General features: G+C 71.1%; 23 protein-coding genes. 17 read left to right on the plus strand and 6 right to left on the minus strand.

Annotated features, from left to right (window positions below; translation table 11 throughout):
• Positions 1-99: 99 nt before the first annotated feature.
• The 7 genes from hemL (at position 100) to ACIHEI_RS14020 (ending at position 7,009) form a co-directional block, all read left to right on the plus strand.
• The gene (gene hemL / locus ACIHEI_RS13990) at positions 100-1,440 is read left to right on the plus strand and encodes a glutamate-1-semialdehyde 2,1-aminomutase (protein WP_387861067.1); all 1,341 of its coding nucleotides are present in this window, start codon (positions 100-102) and stop codon (positions 1,438-1,440) included.
• A 32-nt stretch (positions 1,441-1,472) separates the two neighbouring features.
• Positions 1,473-2,123, plus strand: coding sequence for a histidine phosphatase family protein (locus ACIHEI_RS13995; protein WP_380484498.1), 651 nt, complete (start codon positions 1,473-1,475; stop codon positions 2,121-2,123).
• Positions 2,124-2,275: 152 nt separating this feature from the next.
• The gene (locus ACIHEI_RS14000; protein ID WP_396606797.1) at positions 2,276-2,866 is read left to right on the plus strand and encodes a TlpA family protein disulfide reductase; all 591 of its coding nucleotides are present in this window, start codon (positions 2,276-2,278) and stop codon (positions 2,864-2,866) included.
• Positions 2,863-3,642 carry a cytochrome c biogenesis CcdA family protein gene (locus ACIHEI_RS14005; protein WP_387861070.1) on the plus strand — a complete coding sequence of 260 codons (780 nt, stop codon included), beginning with the start codon at positions 2,863-2,865 and terminating at the stop codon, positions 3,640-3,642. Before ACIHEI_RS14000 ends, ACIHEI_RS14005 begins: the two co-directional genes overlap by 4 nt.
• 3 nt (positions 3,643-3,645) lie before the next feature.
• Positions 3,646-5,406 carry a cytochrome c biogenesis protein ResB gene (locus ACIHEI_RS14010; protein ID WP_396606798.1) on the plus strand — a complete coding sequence of 587 codons (1,761 nt, stop codon included), beginning with the start codon at positions 3,646-3,648 and terminating at the stop codon, positions 5,404-5,406.
• Positions 5,407-5,409: 3 nt separating this feature from the next.
• A complete protein-coding gene (gene ccsB, locus ACIHEI_RS14015; RefSeq protein WP_392949632.1) occupies positions 5,410-6,531 on the plus strand; it encodes a c-type cytochrome biogenesis protein CcsB in 1,122 nt (373 codons plus the stop codon).
• A 73-nt stretch (positions 6,532-6,604) separates the two neighbouring features.
• The gene (locus tag ACIHEI_RS14020; RefSeq protein ID WP_043914717.1) at positions 6,605-7,009 is read left to right on the plus strand and encodes a hypothetical protein; all 405 of its coding nucleotides are present in this window, start codon (positions 6,605-6,607) and stop codon (positions 7,007-7,009) included.
• Between the two features lie 62 nt (positions 7,010-7,071).
• On the opposite strand, the gene ACIHEI_RS14025 is transcribed toward ACIHEI_RS14020, so the two are convergent.
• The 3 genes from ACIHEI_RS14025 to ACIHEI_RS14035 all read right to left on the minus strand — a co-directional run bounded on the left by ACIHEI_RS14025 (position 7,072) and on the right by ACIHEI_RS14035 (position 9,689).
• On the minus strand, positions 7,072-7,275 hold the full coding sequence (locus ACIHEI_RS14025) for an acyl-CoA carboxylase epsilon subunit (protein WP_387644255.1): 204 nt from the start codon (positions 7,273-7,275) through the stop codon (positions 7,072-7,074).
• Positions 7,276-7,334: 59 nt separating this feature from the next.
• Positions 7,335-8,927, minus strand: a complete 1,593-nt coding sequence (locus ACIHEI_RS14030) for an acyl-CoA carboxylase subunit beta (protein WP_387644985.1) — start codon at positions 8,925-8,927, stop codon at positions 7,335-7,337.
• A gap of 348 nt (positions 8,928-9,275) precedes the next feature.
• Positions 9,276-9,689, minus strand: coding sequence for a PLD nuclease N-terminal domain-containing protein (locus ACIHEI_RS14035; protein ID WP_387644258.1), 414 nt, complete (start codon positions 9,687-9,689; stop codon positions 9,276-9,278).
• A 75-nt stretch (positions 9,690-9,764) separates the two neighbouring features.
• On the opposite strand from ACIHEI_RS14035, the gene ACIHEI_RS14040 reads away from it, so the two are divergent.
• The 3 genes from ACIHEI_RS14040 (at position 9,765) to ACIHEI_RS14050 (ending at position 12,744) form a co-directional block, all read left to right on the plus strand.
• On the plus strand, positions 9,765-11,222 hold the full coding sequence (locus ACIHEI_RS14040; RefSeq protein ID WP_387644261.1) for a menaquinone biosynthesis decarboxylase: 1,458 nt from the start codon (positions 9,765-9,767) through the stop codon (positions 11,220-11,222).
• Positions 11,219-12,118 (plus strand): menaquinone biosynthesis prenyltransferase MqnP, encoded by a 900-nt coding sequence (gene mqnP, locus ACIHEI_RS14045; protein ID WP_396606799.1) that lies wholly within the window; start codon positions 11,219-11,221, stop codon positions 12,116-12,118. Before ACIHEI_RS14040 ends, mqnP begins: the two co-directional genes overlap by 4 nt.
• 248 nt (positions 12,119-12,366) lie before the next feature.
• Positions 12,367-12,744, plus strand: a complete 378-nt coding sequence (locus ACIHEI_RS14050) for a VOC family protein (protein WP_387644267.1) — start codon at positions 12,367-12,369, stop codon at positions 12,742-12,744.
• A 5-nt stretch (positions 12,745-12,749) separates the two neighbouring features.
• Here the strand turns inward: ACIHEI_RS14050 and ACIHEI_RS14055 are convergent, their stop codons facing one another.
• A complete protein-coding gene (locus tag ACIHEI_RS14055; protein ID WP_387644270.1) occupies positions 12,750-13,460 on the minus strand; it encodes an MOSC domain-containing protein in 711 nt (236 codons plus the stop codon).
• Between the two features lie 63 nt (positions 13,461-13,523).
• On the minus strand, positions 13,524-14,264 hold the full coding sequence (locus ACIHEI_RS14060; RefSeq protein WP_396606800.1) for a cyclase family protein: 741 nt from the start codon (positions 14,262-14,264) through the stop codon (positions 13,524-13,526).
• 124 nt (positions 14,265-14,388) lie between these two features.
• Here ACIHEI_RS14060 and ACIHEI_RS14065 point away from each other — a divergent pair, with 124 nt between their 5' ends.
• The 6 genes from ACIHEI_RS14065 to ACIHEI_RS14090 all read left to right on the plus strand — a co-directional run bounded on the left by ACIHEI_RS14065 (position 14,389) and on the right by ACIHEI_RS14090 (position 20,014).
• Positions 14,389-15,066: a UbiX family flavin prenyltransferase gene (locus ACIHEI_RS14065; RefSeq protein WP_396606801.1), complete on the plus strand. Its 678-nt coding sequence runs from the start codon at positions 14,389-14,391 to the stop codon at positions 15,064-15,066.
• A gap of 118 nt (positions 15,067-15,184) precedes the next feature.
• Positions 15,185-15,646: an Lrp/AsnC family transcriptional regulator gene (locus tag ACIHEI_RS14070; protein WP_030462120.1), complete on the plus strand. Its 462-nt coding sequence runs from the start codon at positions 15,185-15,187 to the stop codon at positions 15,644-15,646.
• Between the two features lie 43 nt (positions 15,647-15,689).
• Positions 15,690-16,655: a threonine/serine dehydratase gene (locus ACIHEI_RS14075; protein ID WP_396606802.1), complete on the plus strand. Its 966-nt coding sequence runs from the start codon at positions 15,690-15,692 to the stop codon at positions 16,653-16,655.
• A 51-nt stretch (positions 16,656-16,706) separates the two neighbouring features.
• Positions 16,707-17,870, plus strand: coding sequence for an aminofutalosine synthase MqnE (gene mqnE, locus ACIHEI_RS14080; protein ID WP_387644281.1), 1,164 nt, complete (start codon positions 16,707-16,709; stop codon positions 17,868-17,870).
• Positions 17,871-18,065: 195 nt separating this feature from the next.
• Positions 18,066-18,974: a L,D-transpeptidase family protein gene (locus ACIHEI_RS14085; protein ID WP_396606803.1), complete on the plus strand. Its 909-nt coding sequence runs from the start codon at positions 18,066-18,068 to the stop codon at positions 18,972-18,974.
• 95 nt (positions 18,975-19,069) lie between these two features.
• The gene (locus tag ACIHEI_RS14090; protein ID WP_396606804.1) at positions 19,070-20,014 is read left to right on the plus strand and encodes a beta-ketoacyl-ACP synthase III; all 945 of its coding nucleotides are present in this window, start codon (positions 19,070-19,072) and stop codon (positions 20,012-20,014) included.
• Between the two features lie 185 nt (positions 20,015-20,199).
• Here the strand turns inward: ACIHEI_RS14090 and ACIHEI_RS14095 are convergent, their stop codons facing one another.
• Positions 20,200-20,841 (minus strand): TetR family transcriptional regulator, encoded by a 642-nt coding sequence (locus ACIHEI_RS14095; RefSeq protein ID WP_387644289.1) that lies wholly within the window; start codon positions 20,839-20,841, stop codon positions 20,200-20,202.
• A 307-nt stretch (positions 20,842-21,148) separates the two neighbouring features.
• Here ACIHEI_RS14095 and ACIHEI_RS14100 point away from each other — a divergent pair, with 307 nt between their 5' ends.
• Complete coding sequence (locus ACIHEI_RS14100) at positions 21,149-23,440, plus strand: PQQ-binding-like beta-propeller repeat protein (protein ID WP_396606805.1); 2,292 nt, start codon at positions 21,149-21,151, stop codon at positions 23,438-23,440.
• The last annotated feature ends 135 nt before the right edge of the window (positions 23,441-23,575 follow it).

A 23,575-nucleotide genomic window follows, 5' to 3' on the forward strand; every position in this document is an offset into this window, starting at 1 on the left:
TCGTTCCAGATGATCGGGCCCGACATGCAGAACGCAAAGACACGATTTGAGACCATGTTCGGGTAAGAGAGGCTCCAGGCCACCCCGCGGACCCAACGGATGAGCGAGCAGATGAGCTACCCGTACGAAGCACCCCAGTCCCAGTCGCTGTTCGAGCGCGCCTTGGCGGTCACCCCCGGCGGCGTCAACTCGCCGGTGCGGGCCTTCCGCGCGGTCGGCGGCACGCCCCGGTTCATGGTGTCGGGCAGCGGCCCGTACCTGACCGACGCCGATGGCCGCGAGTACGTGGACCTGGTGTGTTCCTGGGGCCCGATGCTGCTGGGCCACTCGCACCCGGCGGTGATCGAGGCCGTGCAGCAGGCGGTTTCCCGCGGCACCTCGTTCGGCACGCCCGGTCAGGGCGAGGTCGAGCTCGGCGAGGAGATCGTCGCCCGGATCGCCCCGGTCGAGCAGGTCCGCCTGGTTTCCAGCGGCACCGAGGCCACCATGTCGGCGATCCGGCTGGCCCGCGGCTTCACGGGCCGCGCCAAGGTGGTCAAGTTCGCGGGCTGCTACCACGGTCATGTGGACGCGCTGCTGGCCGCCGCCGGTTCCGGCGTCGCCACCTTCGGCCTGCCGGACACCCCGGGCGTCACCGGCGCGCAGGCCGGCGACACCATCGTGCTGCCGTACAACGACCTGGAGGCGGTGCGCGCCGCGTTCGCCGCGCACCCCGGCGAGATCGCCTGCGTGATCACCGAGGCCTCGCCCGGCAACATGGGCGTCGTCCCGCCGCTGCCCGGCTTCAACGGCGGCCTGGCCGAACTGTGCCGGGAGAACGGCGCGTTGTTCATCTCCGACGAGGTGATGACCGGCTTCCGCGTCTCCAAGGCGGGCTGGTACGGGCTGGAGGCCGCCCGCGAGGGCTGGGCGCCGGACCTGCTGACCTTCGGCAAGGTGATGGGCGGCGGCTTCCCGGCCGCGGCGTTCGGCGGCCGCGCCGACGTGATGGCGCACCTCGCCCCGGCCGGCCCGGTCTACCAGGCGGGCACCCTGTCCGGTAACCCGATCGCCACCGCCGCCGGCCTGGCCCAGCTGCGCAACTGCACCGACGAGGTCTACGCCACCGTCGACAAGGTCGCCGCCGAGGTGTCCGGCCTGGTCACCGAGGCGCTCACCAAGGAGGGCGTGGCGCACCGCCTGCAGACCGCGGGCAACATGTTCTCGGTCTTCTTCACCGATCAGCAGGTCACCAACTACGACGAGGCCCGCCGTCAGCAGGCGTTCCGCTTCAACGGGTTCTTCCACTCGATGCTGAGCCAGGGCGTCTACCTGCCGCCGTCGGCGTTCGAGTCCTGGTTCGTCTCGGCCGCGCACGACGCGCGCGCGATCGAGCGGATCGCCGCCGCCCTGCCCGCCGCCGCCCGTGCCGCCGCCGAGGCCACCGAGGAGTCGAAGTGAGCGAGAAGAAGGACATCACCGTCGTCCACGTGATGCGGCACGGCGAGGTACACAACCCGGAGGGCGTGCTGTACGGCCGGCTGCCCGGCTACCACCTCTCCGAGCTGGGGCGGCAGATGGCCGAGCGGGTGGCCGACCACCTGAAGGACCGTGACATCACCCACGTGGTGGCCTCTCCGCTGGAGCGCGCCCAGGAGACCGCCGAGCCGATCGCCAAGGCGCACGGCCTGACCGTCGCGGCCGACCCGCGGCTGATCGAGGCGGAGAACATCTTCGAGGGCAAGACCTTCGGCGTCGGCGACGGCTCGCTGCGCAACCCGGGGTACTGGAAGTACCTGACCAACCCGTTCAAGCCGTCCTGGGGAGAGCCGTACATCGACCAGGTGGTGCGGATGATGGGCGCGATCGCCGGCGCCCGGGACGCCGCGCGCGGGCACGAGGCGGTGTGCGTCAGCCACCAGCTGCCGATCTGGATCCTGCGCTCGTTCGCCGAGCGCCGCCGCCTGTGGCACGACCCGCGCCGCCGGCAGTGCTCGCTCGCTTCGCTGACCAGCTTCACCTACGAGGGTGACCGGATCGTCTCGATCGGCTACCGCGAGCCGGCCCGCGATCTGCTGCCGGCGCACCTGGTGGGCAAGGGCAAGAAGGGCGACAAGCCGGTCGGGAAGAGCTTCGGGGCGTAGCTCACATTGATGGTGCTCAGGTAAGCCTGGCCTGCCTGGAAAATGCCCGAATTAAGACGATCATAAATAAAGTATTCGCAGGTCAGAGGGGGTCCGGTCATCAACGCCGGACCCCCCTAAAACGGGCCGAAGAGCCATGCGAAACTTTTCACATGTCTTGGACGTCCAGCCGCCGCGCCCGCCTCACCGCCGCCCTCGGCGCGGCCACCGCCCTGGCCCTCACCGGGTGCTCCAGCTCCGGCTCCGGAGCCGGCTCGGTCGGCTTCATCACCGGCAAGGGCGGCATCGACACCGCCGCCGCCGGTCACCGGGTGGACGCTCCGGACATCAGCGGCACCGGGCTGGACAGCACCGCGCTCAAGCTCTCCGACTACCGCGGCAAGGTGGTCGTCCTCAACATCTGGGGCTCCTGGTGCAGCCCCTGCCGGGCCGAGGCCAAGGGCCTGCAGGAGAGCTCCCAGAAGTACGGCGACCAGGTCCAGTTCCTCGGCATCAACACCCGGGACACCGACCCCGCCAACGCCGTCGCGTTCGAGAAGAACTTCGGGATCACCTACCCGAGCATCTATGACCCGGACGGCACCCAGATCCTCAAGTTCCCCAAGGGCAGCCTCAACCCGCAGTCCATCCCGACCACCATCGTGATCGACAAGGACGGCAAGCTGGCCGCCCGCGCCATGCGCGCGATGTCCAGCGAGGACCTCGACAAGATGGTCGAACCGGTCCTCGCGGAGTCCAAGTGAGCGCCGCCCTGGCGGCGGCCGGGGTCGGCTACAACGACACCGTCGGCAGCGGCGCCCTGCTGGCCGCCCTGCCGATCGCGCTGGCCGCCGGTCTGCTCTCGTTCTTCTCGCCGTGCGTGCTGCCGCTGGTGCCCGGCTACCTCAGCTACGTCACCGGCTTCTCCGCCGCCGACCTCTCCGACGCCCGCGGCGCGCGCCGCGGCCGGATGCTGGCCGGCTCGCTGCTGTTCGTGCTCGGCTTCGCGGTGGTCTTCGTCTCCACCGGCCTGCTGTTCGGCTCCTTCGGGCAGACCCTGCAGGAGCACAAGCGGGTCATCTCGATCGTGATGGGCTCGCTCACCGTGCTGATGGGCCTGGCCTTCATGGGCCTGCTTCCCGGCTTCACCATGCGCGAGCTGCGTTCGCACCGCCGTCCCGCGGTCGGCCTGGCCGGCGCCCCGCTGCTCGGCGTGGTGTTCGGCCTGGGCTGGACGCCGTGCATCGGCCCGACCATGGCCGCCATCCAGTCGCTGGCGTTCAACCAGGCCAGCGCCGGGCGTGGCGCGCTGCTGATGGCCGTTTACTGCCTCGGCCTCGGCGTACCGTTCGTCCTGGCCGCGCTGGCCTTCCGCAAGGCGCTGGGTGCCTTCGGCTGGGTCAAGCGCCACTACCAGTGGGTGATGCGGATCGGCGGCGGCATGCTCGTCGCCGTCGGCCTGGCCCTGGTGACGGGGGCGTGGGACGCGCTGGTCAACCAGCTCCAGTACCTCACCCAGAACTTCTCGATCGGAATCTGAGCCGTGAGCGACACCAAGACCAGCCCCCAGCCGGCCGACGCCGCGGACCCGGACTCCCCGGACGTCGAGCGGCTCAGCACCGCACCCGAGGAAGGCGAGATCCCGACCGGCAGCATAGGCGTCACCGGCTGGCTGCGCTGGGTCTGGCGGCAGCTCACCTCGATGCGGGTCGCCCTGCTGCTGCTGTTCCTGCTGTCGCTGGCGGCCATCCCCGGCTCGCTGGTCCCGCAGGAGGGCCCCGACACGATGAAGCTGGTGGCGTGGAAGGAGGCCCACAAGGGCATCACGCCGCTGTTCGAGAAGCTCCAGGTCTTCCACGTCTACAGCTCGTCCTGGTTCTCGGCGATCTACATCCTGCTGTTCATCTCGCTGGCCGGCTGCATCGTCCCGCGTACCTGGCAGTTCGTCGGCGTGCTGCGCTCGCAGCCCCCTGCCGCCCCGCGCAACCTGACCCGGATGCCGGTGTACGCGGCCTGGCACAGCGGCGCCGACCCGGAGACCGTGCACGCCGCCGCCCACGCGCTGCTGAAGAAGCGCGGCTTCCGGGCCCACGCCAACGGCACGTCGGTCGCCGCCGAGAAGGGCTACCTGCGCGAGGTCGGCAACCTGCTGTTCCACTTCTCGCTGTTCGCGCTGCTGATCGGCGTCGCCTGGGCCGGCGTGGCCTCCGGCTCCGCCAGCAAGCTGGTGCTGGAGGGCCAGGGCTACTCCAACACCACCACCCAGATCGACGACTTCTACGGCTCGCAGTTCTACGGCGTGAACGACCTGGACAAGTTCGGCTTCAAGCTGGACGGCTTCACCGCCCGCTACCAGGAGACCGGCCCGCAGACCGGCACCGCCCGGCAGTTCACCGCCAACGTCCGTTACTGGACGGGCGACGACGCGACCAAGCTGACGAAGTCCACCATCGAGGTCAACCACCCGCTGGAGATCGGCGGCTCCAAGGTCTACCTGATCGGCCACGGCTACGCCCCGGTGGTGACGGTCAAGAACGCCAAGGACGAGATCGTCTTCCGCGGCCCGACGCCGTTCCTGCCGCTCGACGCCAACATGAAGTCGCGGGGCGTGGTCAAGGTCAACGACTACGGCCTCGACGCCAACGGCAACAAGACCCAGCTGGCCTTCCAGGGCTTCTTCCTGCCGACCGCGGCGCCGAACTTCCAGCAGACCGGTCCGATCTCGCTGTTCCCGGCCCCCGCGAACCCGGAGCTGGTGATCAACGCCTACGCCGGCGACCTGCGCACCGACAGCGGCCTGCCGCAGAACGTGTACCAGCTGGACGACAAGGCGATGACCCAGCTGAAGAGGGACGGCGACATCGCCAAGGCCCGCCTCAAGGTCGGCGAGAAGTGGGAGCTGCCCGACAACTACGGCTCGCTCACCTACGACGGCTACCAGCAGTGGGCGACGTTCACCATCTCGCACCACCCCGGCAACTCCGTCGCGCTGGTCGGCGCGGTCGCCGCGATCCTCGGTCTGATCGGCTCGCTGTTCGTCCAGCGCCGCCGGATCTGGGTCCGGGCCACCACCGGCGCCGACGGCCGCACCCTGGTCGAGGTGGCCGGGCTGGGCCGCAGCGAGTCCGCCCGCACCGCGGAGGAGCTCGCCGAGCTCGCCGTCGAGCTGCAGAACGACGCCCCGGCCACCGACGAGGAACCGGCCCCCGCCGGCCCCGCCGACGACACCGCTGACGACGACGCACCGACTGCGGCCGACTCCCCGGCCGCAGCCGCCCCCACCGCCCCGGAAACCAAGGAGTAGACGGTGCTGCTCGCGCAGGTCAACCATGAGTTGGCCGATATCTCCAACAAGCTGGTCTACTCGGCCATGGCCGTCTACACCTTGGCCATGTTTGCTCAGATGTTCGAGTGGACGTTCGGCGCCAAGGGCGGCGTCGCCGTCCGCTCCCGGCAGCAGGCCACCCTCGGGGAGTCGGTCAGCGACTCCGCCGACGCGGCGAAGGGCGTGCGCAAGGTCAGCGTCACGGTGGCCTCGCAGGGCGGCGGCACCGCCACCCTGACCCGCACCGCGCTGGCCGACGCCGGCGCCACCACGGTGACCAGCGGCCGCGGCGACGACACCCCGGCCGACGGCCTCGGCCCGGCCGGCAGCAGCGAGAAGGCCGACGTGGCCGGCCGGATCGCGGTCTCGCTGACCGTGCTCGGCATGCTGCTGCACATCGGTGGCGTGGTCACCCGCGGCCTGTCGGTGATGCGCTGGCCGTGGGGCAACATGTACGAGTTCTCCGTCGCGTTCGGCCTGATGATGGTCGCTTCGTACGTCGTGCTGCTGGCCACCAAGAAGAACGTGCGCTGGCTCGGCCTGCCCGTGGTGATCGCGGTCCTGCTGATCCTCGGCGTCGCCGTCAGCGTGCTGTACACCGAGTCCGAGCAGCTCGTCCCGGCGCTGCACTCCTACTGGCTGGGCATCCACGTCTCCACCGCGACGATCTGCGGCGGCGCCCTCTTCGCGGCGGCCGTCGCCACCGGCGCCTACCTGCTCAAGGACCGCTACGAGCACCGGATCGCGGCCGGCCTGACCGTCCGGGCCGCCAACTTCATGGACCGGCTGCCCGCGGCGAGCACCCTGGACAAGCTGTCCTACCGGATCAACGCCCTCGTCTTCCCGCTGTGGACGTTCACCATCATCGCGGGCGCGATCTGGGCCGAGGCCGCCTGGGGCAAGTACTGGGAGTGGGACCCGAAGGAGACCTGGTCGTTCATCACCTGGGTCGCCTACGCCGCCTACCTGCACGCCCGGGCCACCGCCGGCTGGCGCGGACGCAAGGCCGCCTACCTGGCCCTGCTCGCCTTCGCCTGCTGGCTGTTCAACTTCTACGGCGTCAACATCTTCGTCACCGGCAAGCACTCGTACGCCGGTATCTGACGCCCCGCCCCACCTGCTCCACCACCCCCTGATCCACCCCCGAGATCCACAAAGCCGCGAGGAGGGCCGCACCATGGAGTGCGACGAGGTCATCATGACCGTCCGAATCACCGCAGCGGAACGTGCGCTGCTGCGACGGCTCGCCCAGGGCCATCACAGCGATGTCTCCGAGGTCGTCGCCGACGGCCTGCTGGACGTTCTGCCCACGCTGCACTGCCCGGCGGACGCCCACCGGCTGCTCGCCGCGCTCGCCACCCCGGCGCCCTGCGCGCTCACGGTGTGGCTGCCGACCGAGCTCGCCGACCTGCTCACCATCGCCACCGCGCGGATCGCCCACTCCACCGGCGTCCGCCTCGGCTCGTCCTGCATCATGCTCGGGGCCGCGGTGCGGCTCTGGCTGGCCCAGGACCCGCAGCGGCTGGCGGCCAACCTCATCACCATGCACGCCGGCCGCCCTGCGGCGCTGGCCGCGGCGTAGCAGCACGCAACACGCGAGGGGCTCCGGAGGCACTGCCTCCGGAGTCCCTCGCGTGTTCACGCCTACGCGGCCTGCTGCCAGCTGACCGGGGAGAAGTACGCCGGGCGGCGCTCGATCCGGGACCAGGTGGCGATCGGTTCGACGACCTGGTTGGCGGCGGCGACCGCCGAGGCCTGCGCGGCGCGGGCGGCCAGCACGGCGGTCAGGGCGGCGAGCTCCTCGACGGACAGCGAGCCGCGGACGATGCGGACGAGAGGTTCGTTCATGGTTCCTGTTTCTCCCCCAGGCTGGCGGCTGAACGGTGGTGTCGGGCGCGACGCACCGGTTACATCGGCGGGTTGCCGTGCTTGCGGCTCGGCAGGTCGGCGTGCTTGGTGCGGAGCATGGCCAGCGAGGAGGCCAGCACGGCCCGGGTCTCCGCGGGGTCGATGACATCGTCGACGAGGCCGCGCTCGGCCGCGTAGTACGGGTGCATCAGCTCGCTCTTGTACTCCTTGATCTTCTGCGCGCGCATCGCCTCGGGGTCCTCGGCCCCGTTGATGTCACGGCGGAAGATCACGTTGGCGGCGCCCTCGGCGCCCATCACGGCGATCTCGTTGGTCGGCCAGGCGAAGGACAGGTCCGCGCCGATCGAGCGGGAGTCCATCACGATGTACGCGCCGCCGTAGGCCTTGCGCAGGATCAGCTGGATGCGCGGCACGGTGGCGTTGCAGTACGCGTACAGCAGCTTGGCGCCGTGCCGGATGATGCCGTCGTGCTCCTGGTCCACGCCGGGCAGGAAGCCGGGCACGTCCAGCATGGTCACCAGCGGGATGTTGAACGCGTCGCACATCTGCACGAAGCGCGCGGACTTCTCGGAGGCGTTGATGTCCAGCACGCCGGCCAGCGACTGCGGCTGGTTGGCGATGATGCCGACCACGTGGCCGTCCACCCGGGCCAGCGCGCAGATCACGTTGGTCGCCCAGCGCTCGTGGACCTCGAGGTACTCGCCGTGGTCGACGATCTCCTCGATCACCTTGCGCATGTCGTACGGCCGGTTGCCGTCGGCCGGGACGAGGTCCAGCAGCGAGTCGTTGCGGCGGTCCACCGGGTCGTCGTTGGCGACGGTCGGCGGCATCTCGCGGTTGTTCTGCGGCAGCAGCGAGAGCAGGTAGCGGACCTCTTCGATGCAGGACTGCTCGTCGTCGTAGACGAAGTGCGAGACACCGGACACCGAGGAGTGGACGTCGGCGCCGCCGAGGCCGTTCTGGGTGATCTTCTCGCCGGTGACGGCCTGGACCACGTCCGGGCCGGTGATGAACATCTGCGAGGTCTCACGGACCATGAACACGAAGTCGGTCAGCGCGGGGGAGTACGCAGCGCCACCGGCGCACGGGCCGAGCATCACCGAGATCTGCGGGATCACGCCGGAGGCGCGGGTGTTGCGCTGGAAGATGCCGCCGTAACCGGCCAGCGCGGTGACACCCTCCTGGATGCGGGCGCCGGCGCCGTCGTTCAGCGAGACCAGCGGGGCACCGGCCGCGATGGCCATGTCCATGATCTTGTGGATCTTCTGCGCGTGGGCCTCGCCCAGCGCGCCACCGAAGATCCGGAAGTCGTGGGCGTAGGTGAAGACGGTACGGCCGTGGACGGTGCCCCAGCCGACGATCACGCCGTCGGTGTGCGGCTTCTTCGCCTCCAGGCCGAAACCCTGCGCGCGGTGCCGGCGCAGCGGCTCGACCTCGCGGAACGAACCCTCGTCCAGCAGCAGCTCGATCCGCTCCCGGGCGGTCAGCTTGCCCTTGGCGTGCTGCGCCTCGGTGGCCTTCTCGCTCGGACCCCGGCGGACCTGCTCGCGCAGCTCGTGAAGTTCGGTGACCCGGCTACGGGCATCGGCCGGAGCCTCGCCGCCGACCGGCGCATCGTGCAGGACCGTCATCTCGAACCTCTCCAAGGTCACGTGAGCCAGCGAACACCTCTTCTGTTACGACAGTACGAGCCAGTGCGCCCGCGTTTCGGCGTCGGTTCCGTACAAGGTCGGACGCCGATCGCTGTAGAGGACGCACAGAAGGGGGCGCACGGGCCTACCGCCGGGTCACTCCGGGCGGGTGCTGGGGGATACCCCCACCGGGATCTCCCGGACCAGTGAATTGGCAGGTCAGCGGCAAGATGGAGGGCATACGAAGGCCGCCGGAACGAGGCCCCCGAAAGGGGCGCGCGAAGGCCGGCGGCCGGATGGAGCGGAACTGGAGAACGCCTGGATCGTAGGGATCCGCCAAAAGCGGGATCAGGCCTTGGAGCCGTCGCCTTCCTCGGGACGTTCGCCCCTTCGGCGCAGCTCCTCTTCGCGGCGCCGCAGGTCGGCCTCCCACTGCTCCAGCAGCTGCTCGTGCTGCTGGTTGCCGCGGTTCAGCGAAGCCAGGAACTCCGGGTCGTCGTCCGGCGCGAGCGGGCGCCCGCGCTCCGGGAACCCGGCGGCCGGGCCGGACGGCCACGACCCCCGCCGCCGTCGGGCGGCGGCCCGGTCCTTGCCGGCCACCAGCCAGGCGATCGAGCCGACCAGCGGGAACAGCAGCACGATGATCACCCACACCACCTTCGGCAGGTGGCGTATCTCGTCCTCCGGGGTGGTCAGGCAGTCGATGAACGCCCACACCCACAGGGCCAGCAGTGCCACCGTGGGGACGACTCGCAGAAGCACAGCGCAGAACTCCGAAGTACGTTCGAACAGGACCCTTGGCGGGCTCAGGTTAGCCCGTATCGGATACTGACAGGTATGGCATACGACGATCTCCGTTCCTTCCTCCGGGCCCTGGAACGCGACGGTGACCTGAAGCGGATCAAGGTGGAGGTCGACCCGTACTTGGAGGTCGGTGAGATCGTCGACCGGGTGCAGAAGGCCAAGGGCCCCGCGCTGCTCTTCGAGAACGTCAAGGGCTCGGCGATGCCGCTGGCCATGAACGTCTTCGGCACCGAGCGCCGGCTCTCCAAGGCCCTCGGCCTGAAGTCCCCCGACGACATCGCCGAGAAGATCGGCGGCCTGCTCAAGCCGGAACTGCCGCACGGCTTCACCGGCTTCCGCGAGGCCTTCGGCAAGCTCGCCTCGATGGCACACGTCCCGCCGAAGAACGTGAAGTCCGGCGACGCGCCCGTGCACGAGGTGGTGCTCACCGGCGACGACGTCGACCTTGAGCAGCTGCCCGCGCTGTTCACCTGGCCCGAGGACGGCGGCTCCTTCTTCAACCTCGGCCTGACCCACACCAAGGACCCGGACTCGGGCATCCGCAACCTCGGCCTGTACCGGCTGCAGCGGCACGACAAGCGCACCATCGGCATGCACTGGCAGATCCACAAGGACAGCCGCAACCACGCCGCGGTCGCCGCCAAGCGCGGCGAGAAGCTGCCCGTCGCGATCGCCTTCGGCTGCCCGCCCGCCGTCACCTACGCCGCCACCGCCCCGCTGCCCGGCGACATCGACGAGTACCTGTTCGCCGGCTTCGTCGCGGGCGAGCGGACCCGCATGGTCGACTGCAAGACCGTCCCGCTGCAGGTCCCGGCGGACGCCGAGGTCGTCCTCGAAGGCTGGCTGGAGCCCGGCGAGATGCTGCCCGAGGGCCCGTTCGGCGACCACACCGGCTTCTACACGCCGCAGGAGCCGTTCCCCGCGCTCACCATCGACTGCGTCACCATGCGCCGCCGCCCGATCCTGCAGTCCATCGTGGTCGGCCGCCCGCCGACCGAGGACGGCCCGCTCGGCAAGTTCACCGAGCGCTTCTTCCTGCCGCTGCTCAAGGTGATCATCCCGGACATCGTCGACTACGACCTGCCCGAGGCCGGCGGCTTCCACAACTGCGTGATCGTCTCGATCGACAAGAAGTATCCGAAGCACGCGCAGAAGGTCATGCACGCCATCTGGGGCGCCCACATGATGTCGCTGACCAAGCTGATCATCGTGGTGGACGCCGACTGCGACGTCCACGACTACCAGGAAGTCGCCTGGCGGGCCCTCGGCAACGTCGACTACAGCCGTGACCTGTCCGTCGTCGAAGGCCCCGTCGACCACCTCGACCACGCTTCCTACCAGCAGTTCTGGGGCGGCAAGGCGGGCATCGACGCCACCCGCAAGCTCCCCGAGGAGGGCTACACCCGCGACGGCGGCTGGCCCGAGATGGTCGCCTCCGACCCGGCGACAGCCGCCCGGGTCACCCGCCGCTGGAAGGAATACGGGCTGTGACCACCGCCGCCTTCGAAGCCCCGAAGAGCAGGACCAAGGCCTTCCTGCGCCTGGTCATGATCGAACACTCGATCTTCGCCCTGCCCTTCGCCTACATCGCCGCCCTCACCGCGATGTTCCTCGCCGACGAGTCCGTGCACTGGGGCCAGCTGCTGCTGGTCACCATCTGCATGGTCGGCCTGCGCACCTTCGCGATGGCCGCCAACCGGATCATCGACCGCGAGATCGACGCCCGGAACCCGCGCACCGCGAACCGCGAACTCGTCACCGGCGCCGTCTCGGTGCGCACCGCGTACATCGGCTCCGCCATCGCCCTGGTGGTCTTCCTCGGCTCCGCCGCCCTGCTCAACACCCTCTGCCTGGTGCTGGCCCCGGTCGCGGTGATCCCGATGGTGGTCTACCCCTACGGCAAGCGGTTCACCGACTTCCCGCAGGCCATCCTCGGCATCGCCCAGGCCATGGGCCCGGTCGGCGCCTGGCTCGCCGTCACCGGCAGCTGGTCCTGGGAGGCGGCCGTCCTCGGCCTTGCCGTCGGCATCTGGATCGGCGGCTTCGACCTCATCTACGCCTGCCAGGACGTCGCCGCCGACCGCGGCATGGGCGTCCGCTCCGTCCCCGCCCGGTTCGGCATCCCCGCCGCCATCAACGGCGCCCGGGTCTGCCACGCCCTCACCACCGCACTGCTGATCTGGTACGCCGTCCTCACCGACGCCGGCGCCTTCTTCTGGTGCGGCCTCGCCGTCGTCGCCGGCGCCTTCGTCTACGAGCACACCATCGTGAAGCCGCACGACCTGTCCCGCCTCAACCGGGCGTTCTTCCAGACCAACGGCTTCGTGGGCATCTCGCTGTTCGCCTTCGCCCTGATCGACCTGATCGCCCGGGGCCTCACCGTGTGACCGGCGGGCGCGAAACCAGGGAGAGCACAACCAGGGGCGCTGGGGGTACCCCCAGGCGAAGCCGAGGGGGCGGAACTGCGCGAAGCGGAAGGCACCGACCGCAAGATCGCGAAGCAGGTCAATGACTTGCACGTGATCGCGACCTTGCGGACGGGCTTGCGCTTGCCGCGCAGGATTGCCCGCCGCCCACCCTCTTGATGAGCCATGCTGGAGCGAGAGACCGACGAGACCCGGACGGGGAGCGCACGATGATCGGCACACTGCAGTGCGTGGTACTGGACTGCCACTACCCGGCGGGCCTGGCCCACTTCTACGCCGCGCTGCTCGGGGGCGAGGTCGACCGGCCCGATCCGCGCTGGTCGCTCCACGAGGAGTGGTCCACCGTCCACCTGCCGAACGGCCAGGTTCTCGGGTTCCAGCGGGTCGAGGACTACCGCCCGCCGATCTGGCCGGACCCGGGTCACCCGCAGCAGCTCCACCTGGACATCGAGGTCGAGGACGTCTCCGCCGTCGAGCAGCGGGTGGTGGAGCTCGGCGCCGAGGTCAAGGACCGGGAGGCGGGCTGGACGGTGTTCGTCGACCCGGCCGGGCACCCGTTCTGCCTGATCCCGCGCCGGGCCGGCTGACCGCCTCAGGCCAGCGTCAGCACGTCCCCGACCCGCAGCCGGCCGGGCCGGGAGACGGACGCCAGCGCGCCGAGCTCGGAGTCCCGCTCGTGCGCGACGGTCTTCAGGATCTCCGGCGCGTGCGGCAGCCCGGGCTGCGGCGCCCCGACCATCACGCACCGCACGCTGGCCCGGACGAACGCCAGCCGCACCCCGCCCTTCACCCGGCCCTCCCGGCCGTACCAGGCGTCCTCGGTGAACGGGGGCGTCCCGGGCGGGGTGCGCAGCAGCACGTTCGGCCGGAACCGGCGCTCGTCCACCACCGCGGACGGTACCGCCGCGGCCACCCAGTCCAGGGTGGCGGTGGTCAGCACGCTCACCGGCAGTTCGTCGAAGTGCGAGACGGCGTCCTCGCGGGCCAGGGCGACGTCCTCCTGCTCCAGGTAGGCGCGCAGGAAGGCGTCCGGGTCCGGGACCGGCATGCCCAGCGGGTCGAACAGCTCCGGGCCGTCGATCCGGCCGCCCAGCCGGGAGCTGAGCCGCAGCAGACCGTCCATCCGCCGGAACCGGCGGGTGCTCTTGCCCGATCCGAACTTCCCGGCGCCGTCGCGCACCGCGTAGAGGCGGTCGCCGACCAGGCCGCGTTCTTCCACCTCGACGGAGTCGAGCAACTCGCCGCCCGTGGATTTCACGGGGTAGCGCCACAAGCGCTCGACCACACCGACGATCTGAGGCATGGCGGGAGCCTAGCGGCGCCATGCCAAGGTGGTCTAGACCAAGTCGCGGACGGCGGCGGCCCGTCAGCCGATTCGCGCCACCGCCCGCACCGGCGCCCCGTCCGCCGCCGTCAACCGCAACGGGAACAGCGACACCTCCACCGGCACCCCCGCCGCCTGCGCCTCCAGCAGCAACGACAGGTCCGTCAGGTTCTCCGCGATCACCCCACCGCCCTCCGGCCCCAACAGCACCCGGTGCGCCGCCAGCGTCGGCAACTCCGGCGCCGGATCGTGCTCGTCCTTCAACTCGGCCAGCAGACTCGCCACTTCGGGATCGGACGGCCCCGGATCGGGCGTCGGATCCACCGACAGCGCGTCCACCCCGACGGTGCGCACACCCGCCGCGACAATCGCCGCCGCGGCCTCCTCGGACAGGTACGGATGCGCGAAGTACCGGTCCGTCCCCCAGTACTTGGGCCACCCCGTCGCCAACAGCAGCACCGTGCGCGGCCCCGAGACCGCGAGCGCCGCCGCCAAGTGCTCCGCCGTCACCTCCCCGCGGGCCGGCAACCCGCGCAGATCCACCACCACCGCGGGCCCCGTGAACAGCTCCAACGGCAACCCGTCCAACGTCGGCCACCGCACATCCAGGTGATACGGCGCATCCACGTGCGTCCCCGTCTGCGACCCCAGATGCACCGCCAGCACATTCACCCCCTCCACCCCGGCCGTCAACGCCGCCCGCAACTCCACCCCGGGATCCCCCGGATACACCGGCATCCCGGACACCACCGGATGCGTCAAATCCACCAACACCGCTGCCATGTACACATTCTGAACCCAAGAGGCGCGCCACCAGGGGCGCGGGGAACTGCGCGAAGGGGAACGCACCCGCCGGAAAGATCGCGATGCGGGGCAATGACCTGCCCGTGGACGCGACAATGGCGGTATGAGCAACAGCCGTCGCCCCTGGGTCATCGGCGTCTCCGGCGCCAGCGGCACCCCCTACGCCGCGTCCGTGATCCGTGCGCTGCTGGATGCCGGCGAGTCCGTCGACCTGATCGTGAGCAGGGCCGCCCGGCTGACCATCCTGGACGAGACCGGCATCTCGTTCCGGGACGCGCACTGGAAGGCCGATCTCGCGCAGTGGCTGGGCCGGGACGAGAAGGGGCTGGACGACGTCCGGTACTGGCCCGCAGGGGACTTCGCGGCCGGCCCGTCCTCCGGCTCGTACCCGGCAAAGGGCATGCTGGTCGTCCCGGCCACCACCGGCGCGGCGGCGGGCATCGCGCTGGGGCTGTCCAAGGACCTGCTCCAGCGCACCGCCTCGGTCACGCTCAAGGAGCGCCGCCCGCTGGTGATCTGCCTGCGCGAGACGCCGCTCACCGGCTCGACCCTGCAGCACCTGGTGACCCTCGACGCGCAGGGCGCGGTCGTGCTGCCGGCCTCGCCGGGGTTCTACGCGGGGGGCTCGACCGCCCAGGAGCTGGTGGATTTCGTGGCCGGCCGGGTGCTGGACGCGGTGGGCGTGCGGCACTCCCTGTACCGGCGCTGGACGGGCAGCCTCGGCGAGGCGGGCAGCACTCCCGGACGTTCCCAGGAAACCGGGCCGCGCCGGGGCGAGTGAGCGGCCGCGCTACGGGAGAGTATGTTCTCTGGGATACCCCGGTCGATCGGCGCTCGGCGCCTTGGAATCCAGAAAATGATCTGTGGTTCTGGAGTGGTTCGGAAGGACGCGGCAGGTAATGGACTCTGTGGACAGGCAGCTCATTCAGGCACTTCGTGAGAACGGCCGTGCCTCGTACGCCGAGCTGGGCCGTCTGGTGGGCCTCTCCGGGCCGAGCGTGACGGACCGGATCAACCGCCTTGAGCAGGCGGGCGTGATCACCGGGTACCGGGCGACGGTCAACCCGGCCACCCTGGGCTACGGCGTGACGGCGCTGATCGGTCTTCAACTGACCGACGCCGCCGACCACGACGACGTCTCGCACCGGCTGAAGGACCTCCCGGAGGTGGAGGACTGCTGGTTCATCGCGGGTGACGACTCGTACATGCTGAAGGTCCGGGTGCCGGACGTGGAGGGCCTGGAGTCGGTGGTCAAGCGGCTGTCGGGCACCAAGGGGGTGGCGCGCACCCGGACCACGGTGGTGCTCTCCACCAAGTGGGAGAACAGGGTCAGCGAACTGCCGCTGCACCTCGCCGAGTAGGGTCGCCACCTCACACCCCGTCAACTCCCGAGGATGGCCCCGGATGTCCCTGGTCGATCTGGAAGACCTGCGCGCCGCCCAACGCCGGATCGCCGGTGCGGCGGTCCGCACTCCGCTGCTGCCCTGCCCGTGGGCGGAGCAGCCGGACGGGCGCCGGCTGTGGATCAAGCCGGAGAGTCTCCAGCCGACCGGGGCGTTCAAGGTCCGCGGGGCGTTCAACCGGCTGGCGGCGCTGACCGAGGAGGAGCGTTCCCGGGGCGTGGTGGCGCAGTCCAGCGGCAACCACGCCCAGGCGGTGGCCTACGCGGCGCGGCGGCTCGGCATCAAGGCGGTCGTCGTGATGCCGGACACCTCGCCCGCCGTGAAGATCGAGAACACCCGTGCGTTCGGCGCCGAGGTGCTGGTCGTCCCGGCCGAGCAGCGTGACACGCTCCCGCCGCGGCTGGTCGCCGAGCACGGCTACGTGTGGGTGCCGCCGTACGACGACCCGTACATCGTGGCGGGCCAGGGCACGGTCGGCCTGGAGATCGCCGAGGACGCCCCGGACGACCTGGACACCGTGCTGGTGCCGGTCTCCGGCGGCGGCCTGATCTCCGGGACGGCGGCGGCGCTGAAGCTGGCCTGCCCGGGCGTGCGGGTGATCGGCGTGGAGCCGGAGCTCGCGGCGGACGCGCAGGAGAGCCTGCGCAAGGGCATCCGCACCGCCTGGCCGATGGCCGACACCTACCGCACCATCGCGGACGGCCTGCGCACTCCGTCGGTGGGCGTGCTCCCGTTCGAGCACCTCACCGCGTACGTGGACGACATCGTCACCGTCTCCGAGCAGGAGATCAAGGACACCGTCGCGCTGCTGGCCCGCCGCGGCCGGCTGGTCGCCGAGCCGTCCGGCGCGGTCGCCCCGGCCGCGTACTTCCACCGCGCGGACGAGCTCGGCGGCCGGGTGTTCGCGGCCGTCCTGAGCGGCGGCAACCTGGACCCTGCCCTGCTGGCCGAACTGCTGGCGGCCTAGGCGTAGTCTCGACTGGCAACGAACCGAAGGACCGAGGAGGCGGAGCGCCGCATGGACGCAGGGCTCAAGCGCGAGCTGGAGGCGAAGGTCTACGCCGGTGAGCGGCTGACCCGCGAGGACGGGATCGCGCTCTACGAGAGCGACGACCTGGCCTGGCTGGGCGGCCTGGCGCACCACGTGCGGACGCAGAAGAACGGCGACGTCGTCCACTTCAACGTCAACCGTCACCTCAACATGACCAACGTGTGCAGCGCCTCCTGCGCGTACTGCTCGTTCCAGCGCAAGCCGGGCGAGAAGGACGCGTACACGATGCGCATCGAGGAGGCCGTCCGGCTCGCCAAGGCGATGGAGTCGGAGTCCCTCACCGAGCTGCACATCGTCAACGGCCTGCACCCGACCCTGCCGTGGCGCTACTACCCGCGCTCGCTGAAGGAGCTGAAGGCCGCGCTGCCGAACGTCTCGCTGAAGGCATTCACCGCGACCGAGATCCACTGGTTCGAGCGGATCAGCGGCCTGACGGCCAGCGAGATCCTGGACGAGCTGATCGAGGCCGGCCTGGAGTCGCTGACCGGCGGCGGCGCGGAGATCTTCGACTGGGAGGTCCGCCAGCACATCGTGGACCACGAAACCCACTGGGAGGACTGGTCGCGGATCCACCGCCTGGCGCACGAAAAGGGCCTCAAGACCCCGGCCACCATGCTGTACGGCCACATCGAGGAGCCCCGCCACCGGGTCGACCACGTGCTGCGGCTGCGTGAACTGCAGGACGAGACCGGCGGTTTCCAGGTCTTCATCCCGCTGCGCTACCAGCACGACTTCCACGACTCCAAGGACGGCAAGGTCCGCAACCGTCTGATGGACCGCACCGAGATGGCCACCGGCGCCGAGGCGCTGAAGACCTTCGCGGTGTCCCGTCTGCTGTTCGACAACGTCCCGCACGTCAAGGTGTTCTGGGTGATGCACGGCGTCACCACCGCGCAGCTGGCGCTCAGCCACGGCGCGGACGACATGGACGGCTCGGTGGTCGAGTACAAGATCACCCACGACGCGGACAACTTCGGCACCCCGAACAAGCTGGGCCGCGACGACCTGCTCCAGCTGATCCGGGACGCCGGCTTCCGCCCGGTCGAGCGCAACACCCGCTACGAGATCATCCGCGAGTACGACGGGCCGGACCTGCTGCGCCGGGAGACCCCGCAGGCGATGCGCCTCTGACTTTCGCTCGGCCAGCGCCCGGCGGCCGGTCTCCGGCCGCCGGGCGCAGCTGTTTTTCCAGGGGCGCGCGGGACGGCCGTGCACCACCCGAAGTGCCTCTCACCACCGGAGAAGCATCGCCGGACGCGTATGCTCACAGGCTCATCACACAGCCCGGGTTCCACCGCGTCCCCCAGGTCTGGGAGGATCGACGGCATGTCCGGTTCCCATCGTTCCGCCTCGCACCGCCGCTCGGCCCCCGCGCCGGCCTCCCGGAGCGAGGGAGAGCAGCCCCAGGGCCGAGCCGAGAGCCGCCGCCGGCGCAAGCCGAAGCCGCGCCGCGCCGCCAAGCTCACCGTCGGCACCGCGACCCTGCTGGCCCTGACGGCCGGCTGGTTCACCATCGGCCCGGGCCGGTCCTTCCAGGGCGAGACCGCCAGCGCCGCCCCGGACCGCGAGCCCGAGACCGCCCCGATGAAGGCCGCCGACTCCCACACCGAGCCCCCGGCCGCCGACCGGTCCTCCCGCGACAAGATCACCAGCATCCCGGGCCTGGGCGCCGACTGGATGGCCAAGATCCCCGCCGAGACCCGCCAGCTGGTGGTCGCCAGCGGCAAGGGCAAGGACTCCTCCGACAACACCGTCACGCTGTGGACCCGCGGCGACGACGGCGGCTGGCAGGCCGGCGAGTCCTGGCCCGCCCACAACGCCCTCAAGGGCTGGACCACCAACCACCGCTCCGGCGACCTGCACAGCCCGATCGGCCTGTACTCGCTCTCCGACGCCGGCGGCCGCAAGGCCAACCCGGGCTCCAAGATGCCGTACGACGAGAACGCCAAGTTCGTGATGCCCGGCCGCGGCTTCAACAACGAACCGCTGGCCGGCTCCTTCGACTACGTGGTCGCGATCAACTACAACCGGGTGGTCGGCGCCTCCCCGCTCGACGGCCGCTTCCCGGAGGGCGCGGCCAAGGGCGGCGGCATCTGGCTGCACCTCGACCACGGCGGCCCCACCCACGGCTGCATCTCGCTGACCGAGGACCACATGGTCGCCCTGCTCAAGGCCCTCGACCCGGCCATGCACCCGATGATCGCCATGGGCGACGCCGAGTCCCTGGCGGCCTGACCTGTTTCGATTGTGAAGGCCCTACAGCATCCGGCGCCCGATCCTGTGCCAGGGCGTTACCGCCCGACTGACCGGTAACCCGGTTGAGTGGCAGTATGACCGCCTCCCGCATCGTGGCGCTGGGCCACTGCCAGCCGCCGAAGATCCTCACCAACGACGATCTCTCGGCGATGGTCGACACCGACGACCAGTGGATCCGGAGCCGGGTCGGCATCCGTACCCGGCACATCGCCGAGGGCGAGACCCTGGTCGACCTCGCCGCGGAAGCCGCCCAGAAGGCCCTGGCCCGCGCGGGAGTGACCCCCGACCAGATCGACCTGGTCGCCGTCGCCACCTGCACCGCCGTCGAACGCAGCCCCAACACCGCCGCCGCGGTCGCCGCCCGGCTCGGCATCCCCACGCCCGCCGCCTACGACATCAACACCGTCTGCTCGGGCTTCTCGTACGCCCTGGCCACCGCCGACCACGCGATCCGGGCCGGCGCCGCCACCCGCGCGCTGGTGATCGGCGCCGAGCGGATGTCCGACATCGTGGACTGGACCGACCGCACCACCTGCGTGATCTTCGCGGACGGCGCGGGCGCCGCCGTCCTGGAGGCCGTCCCCGACGAGCAGACCGGCATCGGCCCGGTGGTGTGGGGCTCCGAGCCGGAGAAGGGCGAGGCGGTGGTGATCAGCGGCTGGCAGCCGGTCATCAGCCAGCAGGGCCAGACCGTCTTCCGCTGGGCCACCACCCAGGTCGCCCCGCTGGCCCGCCGGGCCTGCGAGAAGGCCGGCCTGGACCCGTCCGAGCTGCGCGGCTTCGTCGCCCACCAGGCCAACCTGCGGATCATCGACGCGATCGCCGGGAAGCTCGGCCTGGCCGAGGACGCCGTGGTCGCCCGCGACGTGGTCGAATCCGGCAACACCTCCGCCGCCTCCATCCCGCTCGCGCTGTCCAAGCTGGTCGAGCGCGGCGAGCTGCACAGCGGCGACCCGGTGCTGCTGTTCGGCTTCGGCGGCGGCCTGGCCTACGCGGGCCAGGTGGTGCGCTGCCCCTGACCCGGGAGCGCCACGGACACGGCGCAGGGGCGGTCGGGAAACCTTTCTCCCGACCGCCCCTGCGCTTCGTTGTCGGTGCGGATGACACCCCTGCGGTACGTCGGCGAACCTCCCCCGAGGACACGGCCGCGTCCGACGCACCCCGGACAGGAACCGGGGCGGGCGTCACTGGACTGGACTGAGTGTTACTTCGGCGGCTTCTTTCCGGTGACTCCGAGGTACACCTGGAGCGCCAGGCTGGGCTTGAGGTCCTTGACCTTCACGCCCCACGAGGTGAACGCCTTCGAGTGCTCCGCGGCCCCGGCCAGCAACGTCACCAGGGCGCCGGCGATGGCCGACCCGTCGACCGTCTTGTCGGTCTTGCCCTGGGTGTTGCGAACCGCTTCGGCGAGCGGAGCCGCCACCGAGTTGAGGACCTTCATGCGGATCTTGAAGAACCGCTTGTCCCCTTCTGCGGCACCGAGTGTGATCACTCGGAGAATGGCGTCATTCTTGCGCCAGAAGGCGAGGAATCCGTCCACCAGTTCTTCGGAAGTGGTGAAGCCGGTCTTTCCCGCCCAGGACTTTCCATCGACGAGCTCTTTGAGCCCGGCGCTGTCCTCGGCCATTTCCTCGGCGATCTCAAGGACTGCGCCCTCGACATCCGGGAAGTACTGGTAGAAGGTCGCGGGGGAGGTACCCGCCATACGGGCGACGTCGATGACCTTGACGTCACGGTACGGCGACGTGCTGAGCATCTCGCGGAGGCAGTCGAGCAGCTTCTGCCGCGTCTCCTGTCCGCGCCGCCCGGCGACGCGACCGTCGACGGTGCGAACTTGTCCTGTCATGCCGTCAGCTTACCGTGGCACGATCTTGGCGCGATTCGGTAGTGCGACTATTAGTCCGCCCGTGCGGAGAATCAACGACTTTTCAGCGTGTGTTGTTGCCCCCCCGTGCACTGATGACCTCACAGCGTGACGACAAGTCAGCAGTGAAGGGTTCGGTGGGGGCCGCGGGACCGCCCGGCGTCCGGCCGGCCGCTCTACCACCCCGGGGGACACGGGCGGGGGAGATTGGCTCCAGGACGGCGGGCATTGGAGAATCGGGGGCGCGCCACCGCCGGGGGGCGTTGGCTGAAGGGGAGGTGGCTGCGGAGTGGACCAGCTGACGGCGCACGATCCGAGGCGGATCGGGCCCTTCGAGGTGCTGGCCCGGCTCGGCGCGGGCGGCATGGGTCTGGTGTACCTGGCCCGGTCGGCCTCGGGTCGCCGGGTGGCCATCAAGACCGTCCGCAGCGAACTGGCCGAGGACAACCTGTTCCGGGTCCGCTTCGCCCGCGAGATCGCCGCCGCGAAAACGGTCGGCGGCTTCTACACCGCCGCCGTGGTGGACGCCGACGCCGACGCGGCGGTGCCGTGGCTGGCCACCGCGTACGTGCCCGCGCCCTCGCTGGAGGACCTGGTCAACGACTGCGGGCCGCTGCCCGCCGACGCGGTGCGCTGGCTGACCGCCGGCATCGCCGAGGCGCTGCAGTCCATCCACGCCGCCGGGCTGGTGCACCGGGACCTCAAGCCGTCCAACGTGCTGGTGGTCGAGGACGGGCCGCGGGTGATCGACTTCGGAATCGCCGCCGGGGTCTCCAGCACCCGGCTCACCATGACCAACGTCGCGGTCGGCACCCCCGCCTACATGTCGCCCGAGCAGGCCCGCGACAGCCGCAGCGTCACCGGCGCCAGCGACGTGTTCTCGCTCGGCTCGCTGGTGGTGTTCTGCGCCACCGGGCACCCGCCGTACCGGGGCACCAACCCGGTCGAGACGGTGTTCCAGCTGCTGCGCGACCAGCCCGACCTGTCCGGGCTGCCGGCCGAACTGGTCGACCTGGTGCGGGCCTGCATGCGGCCCGCGCCCGAGCACCGGCCGACGCCCGCCCAGATCCAGGCCGAACTGGCCCCGCACCTGTTCTCCCGGGCCGACGCTTCCGGCGAGGCCGGGGACTGGCTGCCGCCCGCCGCGCTCGACCTGATCGAGGCCAAGCGCAGCAGCCGCCGCCCCGTCAGCCAGCCGCCGCAGCCGCCGCAGCCCCAGCCGGTCCCTGTGCCGCCGCAGCCGCTCGCCCCGCCGATGCCCGTAGTGCCGGTCGGGCCGCCGTCCGAGGAGGTGGCCACCGAGCGGGTGCGGCCGCACCAGCGGCCGGTGGCCGGCGTTCCCGGCGGCGACGGCGAGGTCCGGCTGGCCGGCGCGCACGTGCCGATAGGCCCCGGGCCGCGGGTGGAGCCGGTCGCGCCGTCCGCCGCCCCGGTCGGTACCGACTGGGTGCGCCGCACCCCCGCGCCGGCCGCCCCGCCGCAGCCGCCCGCCGCCCGCTGGCGGCCCTGGCGGTTCCGGATGTCCAACGACGTCTGGGGCACCCCGGTGGTCGCCGACGGGACGCTGTTCGTCTCCAGCTTCGAGGTGCACGCCCTGGACATCCGCTCCGGCGAGCGCCGCTGGAAGACCCGCGACGTGGCCTGGGCCCTGGCCGTGGACGGCGGCCGGCTGCACGCCGCCGACGGGCCGCACCTGTACACCGTGGACTCCGCCGACGGCACCGAACGCTGGCGCAGCTCGCTGGACGGCTGGGTCTACTCGCTGGACGCCGCCGACGGCGTGCTGTGCTGCGGCATCCGCGGCGGCGGGGTACAGCTGCGCTCGGCCGCCAGCGGCGCCGAACTGTGGCGCGCCGACGACGCTCAGCAGGAGTACGAGAACCCGCAGTCCGGCCCGGCGCTGATCGCCGGCTCCGCCTACTACCAGGGCGCCGGCCGGCTGCACTGCGTGGACCCGCGCGGCAGCGGCGTGCGCTGGGCGTTCCCGGTCAGCGGCAAGGTCCCGGCCCGGCCGGTGGAGCGGGCCGGCGTGCTGTACCTGACGTCCGGCCAGCGGGTGCACGCGCTGGACGCCGCCACCGGCGCCGAGCGCTGGCGGTTCGACGCCCCTGTGGTGCTGTTCACCCCGCCCGCGGTGGACGACCGGGCGGTGTACGTCGCCGACTACCTCGGCACCCTGTACGCGCTGGACGCCGCCACCGGGCACGGCCTGTGGCGGGCCGCCACCACCTCCCGGCAGGGCGCCGAACCCGCCGTGGTCGCCGACGGCACGGTGCTGCTGGGCTCCGGCGACACCCTGTTCGCCTTCGACAGCGCCACCGGCCAGGAACGCTGGCGCTACGCCGCCCGCGCCGACCTGGTCGGCTCCCCGGCGGTCGCCGACGGCCTGGTCCACCTGGGCAGCCGCGACCACTCGCTGCACACCCTGGAACTCGCCACCGGCCGCCTGCGCTGGGAACTCGGCACCAAGGGCGAACTGACCGGCTCCCCGGTCGCCGTCGACGGCCGGGTCTTCGTCGGCTCCAAGGACCGCTGCGTGTACGCGCTGGACTCGTTCTACGGCACGGCCGTCCCGCACTGACCTGCGGGCGGGCGATTTCTCCGCCACAGGAGGCGACCGCCGGTCGAGCTCTGGCACACCCCCCGAGTGATCATCGAGTTCGGTGGTCGCCGGCCGGTACAACGGCAGCACGGCCGACAGCGCGCCCTCCCGGCG

Source organism: Kitasatospora sp. NPDC051984, assembly GCF_044593455.1.
Classification (GTDB): domain Bacteria; phylum Actinomycetota; class Actinomycetes; order Streptomycetales; family Streptomycetaceae; genus Kitasatospora.

What these genes read in the sequence shown, in the direction of transcription:
- ACIHEI_RS14090 (WP_396606804.1), top strand. Translation starts at nt 19,070, where the DNA reads ATGACCGCCTCCCGCATCGTGGCGCTGGGCCACTGCCAGCCGCCGAAG.
- ACIHEI_RS13995 (WP_380484498.1), top strand. Translation starts at nt 1,473, where the DNA reads ATGCGGCACGGCGAGGTACACAACCCGGAGGGCGTGCTGTACGGCCGG.
- mqnE (WP_387644281.1), top strand. Translation starts at nt 16,707, where the DNA reads ATGGACGCAGGGCTCAAGCGCGAGCTGGAGGCGAAGGTCTACGCCGGT.
- ACIHEI_RS14040 (WP_387644261.1), top strand. Translation starts at nt 9,765, where the DNA reads ATGGCATACGACGATCTCCGTTCCTTCCTCCGGGCCCTGGAACGCGAC.
- ACIHEI_RS14095 (WP_387644289.1), bottom strand. Translation starts at nt 20,841, where the DNA reads ATGACAGGACAAGTTCGCACCGTCGACGGTCGCGTCGCCGGGCGGCGC.
- ACIHEI_RS14060 (WP_396606800.1), bottom strand. Translation starts at nt 14,264, where the DNA reads ATGGCAGCGGTGTTGGTGGATTTGACGCATCCGGTGGTGTCCGGGATG.
- hemL (WP_387861067.1), top strand. Translation starts at nt 100, where the DNA reads ATGAGCGAGCAGATGAGCTACCCGTACGAAGCACCCCAGTCCCAGTCG.
- ACIHEI_RS14020 (WP_043914717.1), top strand. Translation starts at nt 6,605, where the DNA reads ATGGAGTGCGACGAGGTCATCATGACCGTCCGAATCACCGCAGCGGAA.
- ACIHEI_RS14055 (WP_387644270.1), bottom strand. Translation starts at nt 13,460, where the DNA reads ATGCCTCAGATCGTCGGTGTGGTCGAGCGCTTGTGGCGCTACCCCGTG.
- ACIHEI_RS14065 (WP_396606801.1), top strand. Translation starts at nt 14,389, where the DNA reads ATGAGCAACAGCCGTCGCCCCTGGGTCATCGGCGTCTCCGGCGCCAGC.
- ACIHEI_RS14025 (WP_387644255.1), bottom strand. Translation starts at nt 7,275, where the DNA reads ATGAACGAACCTCTCGTCCGCATCGTCCGCGGCTCGCTGTCCGTCGAG.
- ACIHEI_RS14070 (WP_030462120.1), top strand. Translation starts at nt 15,185, where the DNA reads ATGGACTCTGTGGACAGGCAGCTCATTCAGGCACTTCGTGAGAACGGC.
- ACIHEI_RS14050 (WP_387644267.1), top strand. Translation starts at nt 12,367, where the DNA reads ATGATCGGCACACTGCAGTGCGTGGTACTGGACTGCCACTACCCGGCG.
- ACIHEI_RS14075 (WP_396606802.1), top strand. Translation starts at nt 15,690, where the DNA reads ATGTCCCTGGTCGATCTGGAAGACCTGCGCGCCGCCCAACGCCGGATC.
- ACIHEI_RS14000 (WP_396606797.1), top strand. Translation starts at nt 2,276, where the DNA reads ATGTCTTGGACGTCCAGCCGCCGCGCCCGCCTCACCGCCGCCCTCGGC.
- ACIHEI_RS14030 (WP_387644985.1), bottom strand. Translation starts at nt 8,927, where the DNA reads ATGACGGTCCTGCACGATGCGCCGGTCGGCGGCGAGGCTCCGGCCGAT.
- ACIHEI_RS14085 (WP_396606803.1), top strand. Translation starts at nt 18,066, where the DNA reads ATGTCCGGTTCCCATCGTTCCGCCTCGCACCGCCGCTCGGCCCCCGCG.